Below are 13,667 nucleotides of genomic sequence, written 5' to 3'. Positions count from 1 at the left end.
CCCGCATCCGTCATCACACTGTGTCGTGGCGGGGCGGGCGGACAAAGGGGAGGTAGGGCGTTGGTCGGTCGGCAGATCGGAGGGATCCACGCCAGGTTCCATCCAGGATCGCTCTGCGCAGGTGCTCGGCGGCCTCCGCCGCATCCGGGCTGCCGAGTACTTCGTGTAGCGCGATGATCGGATCGACCCGCCCGGTCGGTTGTGCCGCCGCCGCGGTGCGCCACACGGTCGGGTCCTGCGGCACCGTCACCACCAACGTGTACTTCGCATCGGTGGTCGGCGTGAAGCCGGCCACCGTGTAGTCCAACAGCCCGCGGATGTACAACCCGCCCACCGCAGGCAACCGCCACGGCGCATATACATCCACCGCCACATCCCCGGTCAGCACACACCCCACATTGCTTTCAGCGCAACATGTTGCGGCCGCCTCCGCCTGCCGCACCGCAGGTTCCAGCCCGTACCAGTAGTCCGCCTCGACGACCGTCCACGAGCCCTCCCCTTGGCGTGCCACTGCCGACCCAGCATCGTGCCGCGATCCGGCGGTCGGTCATGATTGGTCCCGGCCGCGGCGGGTATGCCCCCAGTGCACCCACACCGGTGCCCTTGCGGTGGCGATTGACCCCGTGATCATCGCACTCACGCCGTGACCGAGCCGCGAGGACACCTACAGCGACACGGCAGGATCGATGTCATGACCACTCACACGCATCTCACCACCGACCACGAGGAAATTCGTCAGTGGACGCAAGCCCATCACGGCGCCCCTGCCCGGGTCCCCCACACCGCAGTCGGCGACGTCCTCCGAATCGACATCCACGGAGTCGACTCCGGTCTCGAACACATCTCCTGGACGGAATGGTTCGCCGCCTTCGAGCAGCAGGGCCTCGCCCTCAGTTATCCGGATCCACATCTGCACGGTGGGATCAGCGCCTGGTTCGAGCTCGTACCCCGATCCCGCACCGCGGAGGGCCCATCGTGATCGCCGCACGGTACCCCCTGCCGATTGGCGTGATGTCCCGCGGCGTGCTCTTGCCCGCATCGACTCCGCTGAGTTCGACGGAGAAGTCGCGGTCGAGGAAGTACTGAACGACCATCATGGCGTGATTGCGCTCTTCCACCGACAGCTTGTGGACGTGCCGCGCCAGCCGCGGCACGTCGGAGTTGTCGAAAGAGACTGGCGCGGCGTGGCAACGGCGCGGCGGCGCCGTTTTGAACTGACTACCGCCGGGGCGAGTGTTAGTCGGCTCCCCAGGTCACCGAGACGCCGCGGTCGCGCAGCCACTGGCTCGGGTTGAGCCGGTTGCCGCCCGCGTCCGAGACCTCGAAGTGCAGGTGCGGACCGGTCGACTGACCACGGTTGCCGACGGTGGCGATCTGCTGACCCGCCGCGACCCGCTGGCCGACGTTGACGACGAACTCGTTGATGTGGCCGTAGACGCTGACGTCGCCGTCGTCGTGGCGTACTCGCACCCACAGCCCGAACCCGGAGGCCGGGCCCGCGGAGATGACCTCACCGTCGGCCGCGGACTGGATCGGCGTGCCGATCGGGGCCGCGATGTCGATGCCGCCGTGGTGCGCACCCCAGCGGGGGCCGTAGCCGGAGGACAGCGTCCCGGACACCGGCTGCACGGCGCGGACCTTGAGCGGAGCGGGGCTGCCCGGGTTGGCCTGCCCGGGCATGCCGGGCGCGGGCGGGGCGGCCGGGATGTCGGGCAGTTCGATCGCGGGTAGCTGAACACCGGCCGGCAGCAGGCCAGGCGGGATCTCGAGCGGGCGGGCGGCCGCGGACCCGGTGCCGAACTGGGCGCCGCCGATCAGGATGGCGCCGGTCGCCACGGCGACGGTCGCGATCTTCACGCGGCTGGTGATGAAATTTGAACGATTTGCCGTCCTGCGGTGTTTCGCCACAGTGCCTTACCTCGTCTTCGTTGGCTGGCCCGCGCTCTCGAGAGGCGCGATCTCGGACCCCCGTCGAGTTGGAAAGTAACAAAACGGTATCGGCCGCGCAATCGTTACCTAATCGATACTTAAAAATGATCTTGGTCGAAGTATGTCAACGTCAGAGGCTTACAGCAGTCATCACGGATGGATAACGACAGACAGGATCGCCGGCCCGGACGCCCCGCCGAGCAGGGCCCGCAGAGCCGGGAAACCGGTGGCGACCTCGACATTTGCGGGACTGGCCCAGAAGCGCGGGGATCGCGCGATAACACCCCCGCAACCTGACACGGGCGACTTCACTGCCGTACGCAAGCAGGCACGCCGCCGCCTCGTCAAATGTGACGAGAACCACAGACACCCCCCCCCTTACGAGGGCGTCGCAGAAGCAACCGAGGTGCGCGTAGCGCATCTCGCCCGCAGCGACCCGGTCCACGGCAACGCCACAGCCCGCCGGGTAGAGACCCGGTCGAGCGCCGCCTCATCCAAGGACGCGGCGAAGAGCTGCCCCACCACACCGAGAGTGCTCAACTCCGCACGGCTCACCGATTCCTTGGTCAACCGCAGAGCCGGCGCGTTCCTGCGCGTCAGCATCACCTCACCGTTGTCCTCGCGCACGCCGAGTACACGCGTTGCCCGGGAAGGGAAACGGTCGAGGAATCTCTGGTCAGGCGCGATGTGGCGCAAGGGTCCGCTAGGGGTGGGCCGTCCTGCTCGCCACCGGAATCGACTACACCTACCAATTCGACCTCACCGCGTGGGGATAGACCCACCTGATTCTCGGCGCGACCGTCACCGCCGCGGAATCGCCCTGTTCACCGGTACCACCGGGGCGAGAGGGGGCGCCATGGTGGTGTGTGCGGTCTCGATCCTCGTCAACTTCCTCCGGTTGCCCTACCACCCCATGTGGGCGATGACGATCATCGCTCTCAACGCCGTCGCAATCTGGGCCGTCGCGACGTGGCACCCCGACAAGGACCGAGCCCGACAGCCCTCTCCACCGGCAAGAGGAACAGCCAAGCGAACGCTGGACAACGAACAGTGCGACAAGTACGAATGGAGCACAGGCAGCCGACGATGTCTTCGCCGCCGCCACCGCCTCCGTCTTCTCCGTCGTCGGCCGCCCTGGGGCTCGTTCGGGACGAGCAGAAGACCGAATCCGACGACTGACACACGTCTCGGCGACCGTGAGCGGGGCTGGACTTCCCCGCAACGCCGGGCAGACCGGCGTCTCGCGCGCCACCCGTTCGGCACCGGTCACATTTGCTCATATCTCGGCAGCGCAGATACGCGAGTGGATCGCGTGCGGCGCCCCACGCCCCCGACCGCGGGCCCGTCCGCCAAACCCATCAGCGCCATCCCTGCAGGATTGAGATACAGCGAGCGACCGCGGTCGTAGTCGGAGACCGCAACCAGGCTATGGCCCCGTTTGATCACCGCGAGCAACAGACGAGCGGCCGCCGCCTACTCCGGCCCCGTTCCGTACTCGACCGGCGATGCGTCAGCGAGGGGTCGGAGTGTTCGGTCGGCGATCGTCGGCATACATGGCCTCGATCCGCGCCTTGATCTCGGCGGTGCTCATCGCACCGGGCCGCCGCCACGTCCGGGATGTGGGCACGGGAATCGTCGGGGTCGAGGGTATCGCCATGAGAAATCTGCCTTCGTCACTCGGGTATCGGATCGCCACCGCGGCGGCCGCGTGGACGGTCCAGCACCCACGCATATGTGTGATCTGCTTCACACGGCGCGGCGTTACATGCACCATCCCCAACCACCGACCGGCCACCACCAGCACACCGGTCCGGCTCGACGTCCTCCTCGCCGCCGACACCGCCCAATCCTTCGAACTCCCGGCGCCGACCTGTCCGGCGACGAACTCATCGCCCGCGGCCTCCCCGAGTAGGCCGACGAATTCACCTGCACCAGTTGAATCCTCGTCCACCGCCGCAGCCGCCTCGCCGACCCGCGCGGCGGATCTGCAGGAACTGCGCCTGACGAACATGGATGCATCCGAGTGCACACCGCACAATGCACCCCCGTACCCCGTACCCCCGAAGGCCTACCCCAGACCGGAGTCATCGTCGCTGCGGCGTGGTCCCGGCCTCCGGTGCGGGTGGAACCGGCCAGGGGACGGTGATGCGCAGGCGGGAGATGCGACGCCCGTCGAGAGCACTGACGGTGAGTTCGGCGCCGTCGACGGTGATGGTGTCGCCGAGTTGTGGCAGACGTTCGAGCCGGTGCAGCACGAACCCCGCCACCGTTTCGTACGGGCCGTCGGGCACCGCGATCCCGGTGTCCCGCTCGAAGTCCTCGGTGATCAACAGACCATCCACGCTCCGCGGACGCCGCGACGGGGCGTCCGGGGTGTGTCGGGCGTCGAATTCGTCCCCGATCTCCCCGACCACCTCCTCGACGATGTCCTCGAGCGTGACGATGCCCGCGGTCCCGCCGTATTCGTCGACGACGATCGCGATCTGGAGATTGTCGCGACGCATCTCCGCCAAGGCCGCCAACGCCGGCTTGGACGCGGGAAGCTGCAGGACCGGTCTACTCACCTCCGCCACCGTGGTCACCACGTGTTCGTCGGCGAGGAGCAGATCACGCAGATGAACGAATCCGACGACCTCGTCGAACGAGGAGCCCGTCACGGGATACCGGGAGTGACCACGCTCCAATGCCAACTGCCGCGCCATAGCGAGCGAGGTGCCTCCGGGCAGGAAATCGACATCGGTGCGCGGCCGCATCACCTCCACGAGGGAGCGTTGCCCGGCGTCGAAAACCTCGGCCAGGATGCGGCGTTCACCATCGGCGAGCGCGGCGTGCCCAACGAGAAGATCACGCAGCTCCTCGTGGGTGATGGCCTCACCCTTCGCTGCCGGATCCCCACCGAAGATCCGCACCAGCGCGTCGGTGGACACCGACAGCAGCCAGATAACCGGACGCATCACGGCGGCGAACCGATCCAGGGGCGGAGCCGTCAGCAAAGAGACCTCGGTGGCGCGCTGCAGCGCAACCCTTTTGGGCACGAGCTCGCCCAGGATCAGGGACAGGTAGGCGATCACCAGGGTGGTGGAAACCAGCGAGGCCGTCGCGGCGACCCCGTGCGGCAGCCCCCAGGATTCCAGGGCAGGCACCAGAGCCGGTGCGATGGTGGAGGCACCGTAAGCGGCGGACAGAAACCCCGCCACAGTCACCCCGATCTGCACCGCCGAGAGAAACCGGTTCGGGTCCCGGGCCAGGGCGGCGGTGCGAACCCCGCGCACCCCCCGCCGCTCCAGGTTGCGGAGCTGGCCCTCACGCAGCGACACCAAGGCGATCTCGGTGGCGGCGAACACGCCACCGACCAGCACGAAGAGCAGCACCAGACCGATATTGGCCACCGTGGTGTTCATCGCGGCCGCCCGAATCGACGCGGCCCGGGTCTGTGACGGTGGCCCATATCCCTTCTCCTGATGCGGAGTCCTCGATCGGCGGTGGCCTTCAGCCTACGGCATAAACGGACAAATCGGACACCGTGCCCGCGTGGGGTTGACGAGGCTGCAGCCCGCACAAACCCGCTACAAACTAAACTGGACTCGCTCGATCAAGTTTGTGCGAATGATTCTTGCGGCGTCGACAACAAAGCCACCTGCGGTGCTACTACTGTCACGGCACGACCTGCCCCAACGCGCCACCGCCTCCTCGCGCGCCGCATGCGCATGGAGGATGCCCTCCATCTCCGCCAATCCCGCACCTCTCCGCCGCCCACGGCAGGGGCGTGCGCCGATCCGATCCGGCTCCTGCTCCAGCGACACTCCTGTTAGCGAAATTCCCGCGACCGTGCTTCGCGCCCTCTCCTAGCGATCACCGAACCCGACGGCCTGAGCGCGTCGACCGACCCGGTGGGCGGGCGCCCCGGTCCCAGTTGCGCCGGACGTGGCTGCGGTTCGGAGCGTGGATCCGCCCAACCCAGTGCCGCCGTGTGCAATTGGTGATCGATACGCGAGGTCAGCGACCTCTCCAGTGCGGTGGTCACCGCGACACCGGAGGCCAGCAGACCCAGCGCGGACAGCAGCAGCACCGCCGTCGGTGGGTGTACATCAGCCCGTCGCGGTGCCAGAGTTGCCGCGTCCGACGAGGCCGTGCAGGAGTGAGTCGACTATGCGTTCGGGGAGATCCGGATCGAGAGGTTCACGGGTGAGCAAGACCTTGAAGTGCAGTGGGGCGACCAGCATTTCGATGACCAGTCGAACATCGGTGACGTCCGGCAGTTCACCCCGTGCGATCGCCCGCCGCACGATCTCACCCGACCGCGCGAAGCGTGCCTCCCAGTACCGGTTACGCGCTTCGGCGGCGGCCGGGTCGTCGCCGGACGCGGCCAGCGCCCGGTCGAAGGTCGAGCCGACCGGGCTGGACAGATACGCCAAAAGTCTACCGGCGTAGGCGATCAGGTCGTCGCGCAGCGATCCGGTGTCGGGTACCTGACCCCATTCCTCGGCTTCGTCGAGCAGAGCCTCGATCATCAGGTTCTCCCGCGTGCCCCATCGACGGTAGATCGACGTCTCGTGCACGCCGGCCCGGGACGCGACCTCTGCGACCGCCAACCCCTCCATGCCTTGCTCGTGCAGTACGTCGAGAGCGGCATCGAGGACTGCGCGGCGAACGCGGGCGGAACGGCCACCGGGTCGACGCTGGGCGCCTTGATCACTCATGACCCCCACCTTAACGCAAGTCCCTTGCTTTTATGACGTGACTCAGCTCATACTGTTAATGCAAGTTTCTAGACTTAAGAAGGTGGGCAGTCATGACATCGCAAACCAGCGCGGAGATCACCGAACGCACCGAGACGGCGGACGGGATGCGCATCGACTGGGACGTACCCGTGCCGATGTCGGACGGCACGATCCTGCGGGCCGACGTATTCCGGCCGGACGACGACGGTGCGTATCCGGTGCTGATGACGCTCGGTCCGTACGGAAAGGGCCTGGCGTTCCAGGAAGGTTTCGGGCCGATGTGGCAGCAGCTGATCAGCGCGCATCCCGATGCGGCGGCCGGGTCGAGCAACCGCTACCAGGTATGGGAAACGGTCGACCCGGAGAAGTGGGTGCCGGACGGATACATCTGCATCCGCGTCGACTCCCGGGGCGCGGGCCGCTCGGCCGGGCTGCTGGACATGCTCGGCGAGCAGGAGGCCCGCGACTACTACGAGGCGATCGAGTGGGCGGGCACCCGAGGCGGGTCGAACGGCCGGGTGGGCCTGCTCGGGATCTCCTACTATGCGGCCAACCAGTGGTCGGTCGCGGCGCTGCGGCCACCGCACCTGACGGCGATGTGTCCGTGGGAGGGATTCACCGACTTCTACCGAGACCTCAACCGGCACGGCGGAATCCTGACGCGGTTCGGCCAGGCCTGGCAGGAACACCAGATCTTCACGGTCCAACACGGGGTCGGCGACCGCGGCAGACGCAACCCCAACAACGGTGAGTTGGTCGCCGGACCGCCGACGCTGACCGACGACGAACTCGCGGCGAACCGGGTCGACACGATCGGGGAAGCGAAGCGCCGGGAGTTGCTCGACGAGTTCAGCCGGGCACGCACCCCGGATCTGACGCGGATCGAGGTACCCGTGTTGTCGGCGGCGAACTGGGCGCACCGGCTGCACACCCGCGGCAATTTCGACGCCTACGCCCAGGTCTCCTCATCGCAGAAGTGGCTCGAGGTGCACGGCCACGAGCACTACGCGGAGTTCTACACGGACTACGGCGTCGACCTGCAGAAGCGGTTCTTCGGCCACTTCCTCAAGGACGAGGCGACCGGGTGGGAGGACCAGCCCCCGGTGCGGCTGAACGTGCGGCACCTCGACGGCTCGTTCGAAGGCCGCGACGAACAGGAATGGCCGCTGGCCCGTACGCGGTGGACGCGGTTCTACCTCGACGCCGCGTCCGAGACGATGAGCCCGACCGAAGCACCCGCCGAGGACACCGCCGAATTCGCCGCGCTGGGGCCCGGGCTCGACTTCTGGACCGAACCGCTGACCGAGCCGATGGAGATCACCGGACCCGCCTCCGCCCGGGTACGCCTCGCCTCCTCGACCACCGACGCCGACCTGATCGTCACCCTGCGGGTGCAGGACCCCGACGGGAACGAGATGTCGCTGGTGGACGCGATCGACCCCCACGGTGTGCTCGGTGTGGGCTGGCTGCGTGCCTCCCACCGCGAGTTGGACGAGCACGCCAGTCTGCCGCACCGCCCGTGGCACCGGCATTCGAGCAAGCAGCCGCTCACGCCCGGCGAGGCTGTCGATCTGGACGTCGAGATCTGGCCTACCTCCCTCGTCGTTCCCACCGGCTACCGGCTCGGCGTCACGCTCGCCGGCCGCGATTTCGCAATGCCCGGCGACGGACCGTGGCCGGTGATCTACGGCATCGAGATGCGCGGCAACGGATTGACTCCGCACGACGACCCGGACGACCGGCCCGACGGCATCTTCGACGGCACCACGACCGTGCACACCGGCCCGGACTCCGGCACCTCCCTGCTCCTCCCCGTCATCCCGACCCCGAAGTAAGGCGTGAATCATGCGACGAATCGTCGACCTGTCCGTGTCACTACAGGCAGGTATCCCCTCCGACCCGCCCGGACATCTGCCGGAGATCGACTATCTGGATCACGAACACACCCGCGGTGAGCTGCTGCAGTTCTTCCCCGGTGCCCGGGTCGAGGATCTGCCCGGCGGCGAAGGATATGCCGTCGAACGGGTCCGAGTGTCCACCCACAACGGCACCCACCTCGACGCTCCCTACCACTACGCGTCCACCATGGACGGTGGCAAACGAGCGATCACCATCGACGAGGTTCCGCTCGAGTGGTGCTTCGGACGCGGCGTCAAACTCGACTTCCGGCACTTCGACGACGGCTATGTCGTCGCCCCCGACGACCTCGACCGCGAACTGGACCGGATCGGATTCGCCCTGGCGCCGTTCGACATCGTCCTCGTCAACACGAGCGCCGGCGCCCGGTACGGCCACGACGACTACCTGAGCACCGGCTGCGGCATGGGCCGCGACGCCACCCTGCACCTGCTGCGGCAGGGCGTGCGGGTGACCGGCATCGACGCCTGGAGCTGGGACGCACCGTTCGTCCACACCGCCCAGCGGTACGCCGAAACCGGCGACGCCGCCATCATCTGGGAGGGCCACCGCGCCGGCCGCGAGATCGGCTACTGCCACATCGAGAAGCTCGGCAACCTCGAATCGATTCCCTCGTCGGGTTTCCAGGTGGCGTGCTTCCCCGTGAAGATCCACCAGGCGTCGGCCGGCTGGACCCGCGCCGTGGCGATATTCGACGAGGAGCCGGCATGAAAATCGGTTCGCTGTTCGTCGACGGTGTCCAACGCTACGGCGTCGTCGACGACGATCGTATCGACCTGCTGACTCGCTCCGTCGACCTGTTCGAGATGCTCGCAACCGGCGATCCCGAGCAGGCGATGGACGGCCGATCGCTACGATGGTCCACGGAAGGTCCTGTGGCGGTGCCGTTTCCGGTCGCCAGTATCCGCGACTTCATCACGTTCGAGCAGCACACGGCCGGCTCCCTGCGGGCGGTCACGGGTGCGAACGCGATCCCGGACGCCTGGTACGAAGCGCCGGCCTTCTACTTCTCCAATCCGCACGCGGCGATCGGTTCGGGCGCCACGGTTCCGGTTCCCCCGGGCTGCGACGTGTTCGACTTCGAATTGGAAGTCGCGGTCGTGATCGGCAAAGCCGGTTTCAACCTCAGCGTCGACGAGGCCTTCGATCATGTTGCCGGGTTCACCATCCTCAACGACTGGTCCGCCCGCGATCTGCAGGGTCGTGAGATGCGGGTGGGCCTGGGAGCGGTGAAGGCCAAGGACACCGCCACCACCCTCGGTCCGCTGCTGGTCACCGTGGACGAGTTCGTCGACTACGAGGCCGACGGTCGCTTCGACCTCGGCATGGAGGTGTCGGTCGACGGCACCCGGATCGGCGGCGACACCCTCGCGAACATGGCGTGGACCTTCGCCGAGTTGATTTCTTACGCCAGCCGAGGCACGTGGGTGCGGCCCGGGGACGTGCTCGGCTCCGGAACCTGCGGGGGTGGCTGCCTCGCCGAATTCTGGGGACGGAACGGTGAACAGCAACCACCACCGCTGCGAATCGGTGACACCGTCACCGTGACCGTGGAGGGAATCGGCACCATTCATAACACCGTGGTCGCCGGACCACCCCTCCACGCGGTACCACCAGCGCGCCGTCACCGCTCGACCACTGCTCCATTCGGTCACAACCACCGCGGAGAGACCGCGCAACGATGAACCTGACGCGACCTGGCTGTTTCGTACCGAGGTCCGCAACAGCCAGGCACCGCGCCGGTAGCGGAACGGTCGTGGAGACCGACGAGCCGCACCCGGCGCAAGGACCTGGACGCCGGCACCCACGCGTCGCCGGCCGCCCGCATGGGACAGCGACACCGCCTGTCCCCCGCCGTGTTGCGTGCGGCGATCGTCCTCCGTCGTTCTCCGTCCGATCGGACTCCACCGTGTGCTGACGACACGACCGTCACCGAGTCGTCGTCATGCCGGCTCTGCCATCACGCCGAAATGGCGCGCCGTCCCGGAAAGCCCCGGAAGCTCGTGCACGGGCGACCACGTGCGCAGTCCATCCGTGCTGTCTGAATAGAGATATTTACCTTCCGTATAGGCGTCGAGGTATATCCGCCAGGTGCCGTTCGGCAACTGAACCACAGCCGGGCCCTCCACCAGCGAGCCCCAATCGCCAGGCGGGACGAATGAATAGGGCCCCGTCACCGACGACGCGACCGCATGCTCGACGACCTTCCTTGTCTCGTTCTTGGTAAACGCATGATAGGTCGATCCCACCTTCACCACCGTGGTGTCGATGTGGTCCGCGCCGATCCCGGCGAGTGGAACAGGCGGGCTCCACAACCTGAGCGATGGTTCCAGCGCCGTCATCAGATACGGCACGAATCCTCCACCGGTCGACAGGGACAGGATGACGTTGACGCGGTCGCCGTCCACGAACCATTCGGGCGCCCAGGCTTTGGTGACGAATGGCGACAGCGACGGTCCGTCCTTGAACCCGGCCGACCCCGAGAAGCCCGGTGGGCTCGCGAAACCGGTGCCATCCCCGGTGCCTGGCATGAAGGCGCAGCAGAACGGAACCGGATAGTTCCCCAGGGGTGTCCAGTTGATGCGGTCACTGCTGCGTGCGAAGCCGATATTCGCGCCGCCGCCTGTTGTGTAGGTGACGTAATACAACCCGTCTGTGTTCCGGAAGATGCTCGGGTCACGCACGAGCCCTGACGGGGGCCGAAACGACGACAGTCGTAGGGGTTCGAACCCCGTGCCGTCCCCCGACTCGTATACATCCATGTCGCGGTCGCTGACGTTACTGAACGCCACCATCGTGTATCGCCGGGCCGACGGTTCGGCGGCGCTGTTCCCCGGGGCCGCGACCAGCATGGCCGCGACAGCGAGAATCACCATCGACATGGCCGAAAGACAGGTCCGTTTGGTCAGCATCACCGGTGCAGTATCCACGACTGCGGGCGCACCATGCGTAACTTCGACCCGGATTCCGATGGCAGGGTTCGGGCCGTTTGCCGTGAGGCCTTCGCGATCGTCGTGTGGTCGCGGCGGGCCTGGTCGTGGCGGCGGCGAGTCGCCGGAAAGACGCTCGCTCCGAGAACAGCAAGTCGCCTGAGAGTTCGGGCCGCTCAGTCCTCCAGCTGAAGTGGCAGTTCCGCGGTGACCCGCCAACTTCCGTCGGTCTGCCGTCCCGCCTCGAGTGTGCCGTGCAAGACGGCGACCCGCTCCCGCATCCCGAGCAGTCCGTTGCCCGATCCGAGCGAGAACTGTCCGGACGAGTTGCCGTTGTCGGTGATCTCGACGAGGACGTCCGTCTCGCGGCGCCGCACCCGAACCTTGGCACGCGGGCGTTCCCCGGCGTGCCGGAGGACGTTGGTCAGCGATTCCTGAACCAGCCGGTGGACGCCGAGGCTGACCGCCGGGCTGATGTCGTCCAACTCCCCCGTCAGCTCGAGTTCCACGGGCAGGCCGGCGCTGCGCATCATGTCGACCACCCGGGCGAGACCGGCCGTGCCGTGCTGGGGCATGTCGTCGGTCGCCGGTTCGGTGCGGAGCAGCGACACGGTGCGCCGCAGTTCCGCCAGCGCCTCCCGCCCGGTGCTCGCGATGTTGGTGAGTGCCTGCTTCACGATGTCGGGGTTGCTCTTCAGGGCGTAGGACGCACCGTCGGCCTGCACGATCATCACGCTCACCGCGTGTGCGACCACGTCGTGCAGTTCCCGGGCGATCCGGGTCCGCTCGGCGGCCACCGCGTCCTCGGCGCGTCGATCCCGGTCGTAGTCCGCGACGACCAGGCGAGCCGCGACCTCTTCGTCGTAGGCGCGACGGGCGCCGAGGAATTCCGCGGTGATCCAGGACAGCGCGAACACGAGCACCGAGTACAGTCCGGCTGCCAGCAGTTCCTGCTCCAGCAACCAGATCGACAGTACGGAGTCGACGACCAGGCCCACCGCGTAGATCGCGGCGGTGCGGCGGTCGACGTAGGCGACGAGCGTGTAGAGGGAGACGGCGAGGGCCAGCAGGCCGGGGTGCTCGGCGTCGAGGTCGCCGATGGAATAGCTGATGAAGGTGATCGTGATCGACATCACCAGCACGGCACCTGCCGCCGCCCGCGGATACCTGCGGCGCCACGCAATCGGCAGGCACAGCAGGAAACCCATCACCAGCTGCACCCACGGCGAGCGGTCGCCCGACGCGGTGAACACGAACACCTCGAGGGTGAACAGGATCGCCGCCAACATCGAGTCCGCAACCGTCGGCTTGCCCCGCAGCCACAGACTGAACCTCCTCATGTGCTCAGCGTAAGTACCTCGCGGCGCGTGTGGTTGAGTCGGCACCATGAATGTGGGTGACTGGGCGCTTCTTCTCACCGCCGCGACGGCTGCCGGGTGGGTGGACGCCGTCGTCGGCGGCGGCGGGCTGATCCTCATTCCCGCACTGTTTCTCGTCGCACCCCAGCTGACGCCGCAGGCGGCACTGGCCACCAACAAGCTCACCGCGTTCACCGGCACGTCCGCCGCCGTCGTCACGTTCGCGCGCCGCATCCCCATGAACTGGCGGCTGCTGGTTCCCGCAGGTGTTCTCGCGGCGGTGACGTCCGCGCTCGGCGCCGCGACGGTGTCGCGCATCGACAAGGACGTCTTCATCCCGCTCATCATGGCGGTGCTCGTCGGGGTCGCCGTGTTCGTGACCATCCGTCCGCAACTCGGGACCACGCTGGCGAAGGATCCGCCGACCCGGCGGAAGGTCGTCGCCGTCGTCCTGCTCTCCGCCGGGCTCCTCGGTTTCTACGACGGCCTGTTCGGGCCGGGCACCGGGACGTTCCTCATCATCAGCTTCGCCACGTTCCTCGGCACGGAATTCGTGCGCAGCGCCGCGATGGCGAAGGTGATCAATCTCGGATCGAATCTCGGAGCGCTGGTGTTCTTCGCCGCCACCGGCCACGTGCTGTGGGCGCTCGGTTTGAGCATGGCGGTCTGCAACGTGATCGGAGCGATCACCGGTTCACGGATGGCGCTGAGCAAGGGTGCCGGTTTCGTCCGGATCACCCTGCTGATCGTGGTGATCGCGATGGTGATCCGGTTGGGTTGGCAGCAATTCAGGTGATCGACCGACTACGGTG

General features: G+C 67.3%; 12 protein-coding genes and 2 pseudogenes. 6 read left to right on the top strand and 8 right to left on the bottom strand.

What is annotated here, in order from left to right; genetic code table 11:
* Positions 1-13: 13 nt before the first annotated feature.
* Entirely contained in the window at positions 14-511 is a 498-nt protein-coding gene (locus P3H15_RS36705) for a hypothetical protein (RefSeq protein ID WP_276141735.1), read from the bottom strand.
* A 180-nt stretch (positions 512-691) separates the two neighbouring features.
* On the opposite strand from P3H15_RS36705, the gene P3H15_RS36700 reads away from it, so the two are divergent.
* A complete protein-coding gene (locus P3H15_RS36700) occupies positions 692-979 on the top strand; it encodes a hypothetical protein (protein ID WP_276141734.1) in 288 nt (95 codons plus the stop codon).
* 46 nt (positions 980-1,025) lie between these two features.
* Here the strand turns inward: P3H15_RS36700 and P3H15_RS36695 are convergent.
* Positions 1,026-1,175 (bottom strand): annotated as a pseudogene (locus tag P3H15_RS36695) (ferritin-like domain-containing protein); the annotation flags it as partial.
* 61 nt (positions 1,176-1,236) lie between these two features.
* On the bottom strand, positions 1,237-1,908 hold the full coding sequence (locus P3H15_RS36690; protein ID WP_276141733.1) for a M23 family metallopeptidase: 672 nt from the start codon (positions 1,906-1,908) through the stop codon (positions 1,237-1,239).
* A gap of 708 nt (positions 1,909-2,616) precedes the next feature.
* On the opposite strand from P3H15_RS36690, the pseudogene P3H15_RS36685 reads away from it, so the two are divergent.
* A pseudogene (locus tag P3H15_RS36685) lies at positions 2,617-2,947 on the top strand (hypothetical protein); the annotation flags it as partial.
* Between the two features lie 492 nt (positions 2,948-3,439).
* Here the strand turns inward: P3H15_RS36685 and P3H15_RS36680 are convergent.
* From P3H15_RS36680 to P3H15_RS36670, 3 genes are all read right to left on the bottom strand, one after another.
* Positions 3,440-3,940 (bottom strand): hypothetical protein, encoded by a 501-nt coding sequence (locus P3H15_RS36680; RefSeq protein ID WP_276141755.1) that lies wholly within the window; start codon positions 3,938-3,940, stop codon positions 3,440-3,442.
* A 73-nt stretch (positions 3,941-4,013) separates the two neighbouring features.
* Positions 4,014-5,330, bottom strand: coding sequence for a hemolysin family protein (locus P3H15_RS36675; protein WP_276141732.1), 1,317 nt, complete (start codon positions 5,328-5,330; stop codon positions 4,014-4,016).
* A 687-nt stretch (positions 5,331-6,017) separates the two neighbouring features.
* Positions 6,018-6,629, bottom strand: a complete 612-nt coding sequence (locus tag P3H15_RS36670) for a TetR/AcrR family transcriptional regulator (protein WP_276141731.1) — start codon at positions 6,627-6,629, stop codon at positions 6,018-6,020.
* Positions 6,630-6,721: 92 nt separating this feature from the next.
* On the opposite strand from P3H15_RS36670, the gene P3H15_RS36665 reads away from it, so the two are divergent.
* The 3 genes from P3H15_RS36665 to P3H15_RS36655 are packed head-to-tail and all read left to right on the top strand — an operon-like array spanning position 6,722 to position 10,252.
* The gene (locus P3H15_RS36665; RefSeq protein WP_276141730.1) at positions 6,722-8,485 is read left to right on the top strand and encodes a CocE/NonD family hydrolase; all 1,764 of its coding nucleotides are present in this window, start codon (positions 6,722-6,724) and stop codon (positions 8,483-8,485) included.
* A gap of 10 nt (positions 8,486-8,495) precedes the next feature.
* Complete coding sequence (locus tag P3H15_RS36660; RefSeq protein WP_276141729.1) at positions 8,496-9,278, top strand: cyclase family protein; 783 nt, start codon at positions 8,496-8,498, stop codon at positions 9,276-9,278.
* On the top strand, positions 9,275-10,252 hold the full coding sequence (locus tag P3H15_RS36655; RefSeq protein WP_276141728.1) for a fumarylacetoacetate hydrolase family protein: 978 nt from the start codon (positions 9,275-9,277) through the stop codon (positions 10,250-10,252). The genes P3H15_RS36660 and P3H15_RS36655 overlap by 4 nt, the downstream gene beginning before the upstream one ends.
* Positions 10,253-10,510: 258 nt before the next feature.
* On the opposite strand, the gene P3H15_RS36650 is transcribed toward P3H15_RS36655, so the two are convergent.
* Together P3H15_RS36650 and P3H15_RS36645 are read right to left on the bottom strand one after the other, a co-directional pair.
* A complete protein-coding gene (locus P3H15_RS36650; RefSeq protein ID WP_276141754.1) occupies positions 10,511-11,479 on the bottom strand; it encodes a glycoside hydrolase family 43 protein in 969 nt (322 codons plus the stop codon).
* Positions 11,480-11,673: 194 nt separating this feature from the next.
* Entirely contained in the window at positions 11,674-12,837 is a 1,164-nt protein-coding gene (locus P3H15_RS36645) for a sensor histidine kinase (protein WP_276141727.1), read from the bottom strand.
* A gap of 46 nt (positions 12,838-12,883) precedes the next feature.
* Here P3H15_RS36645 and P3H15_RS36640 point away from each other — a divergent pair, with 46 nt between their 5' ends.
* Positions 12,884-13,651 carry a TSUP family transporter gene (locus P3H15_RS36640; protein WP_276141726.1) on the top strand — a complete coding sequence of 256 codons (768 nt, stop codon included), beginning with the start codon at positions 12,884-12,886 and terminating at the stop codon, positions 13,649-13,651.
* Positions 13,652-13,667 lie beyond the last annotated feature (16 nt).

The organism is Rhodococcus sp. T2V (assembly GCF_029269925.1).
GTDB lineage: Bacteria > Actinomycetota > Actinomycetes > Mycobacteriales > Mycobacteriaceae > Rhodococcus_F > Rhodococcus_F koreensis.
This window is presented reverse-complemented; position numbering and strand designations above follow the sequence as displayed.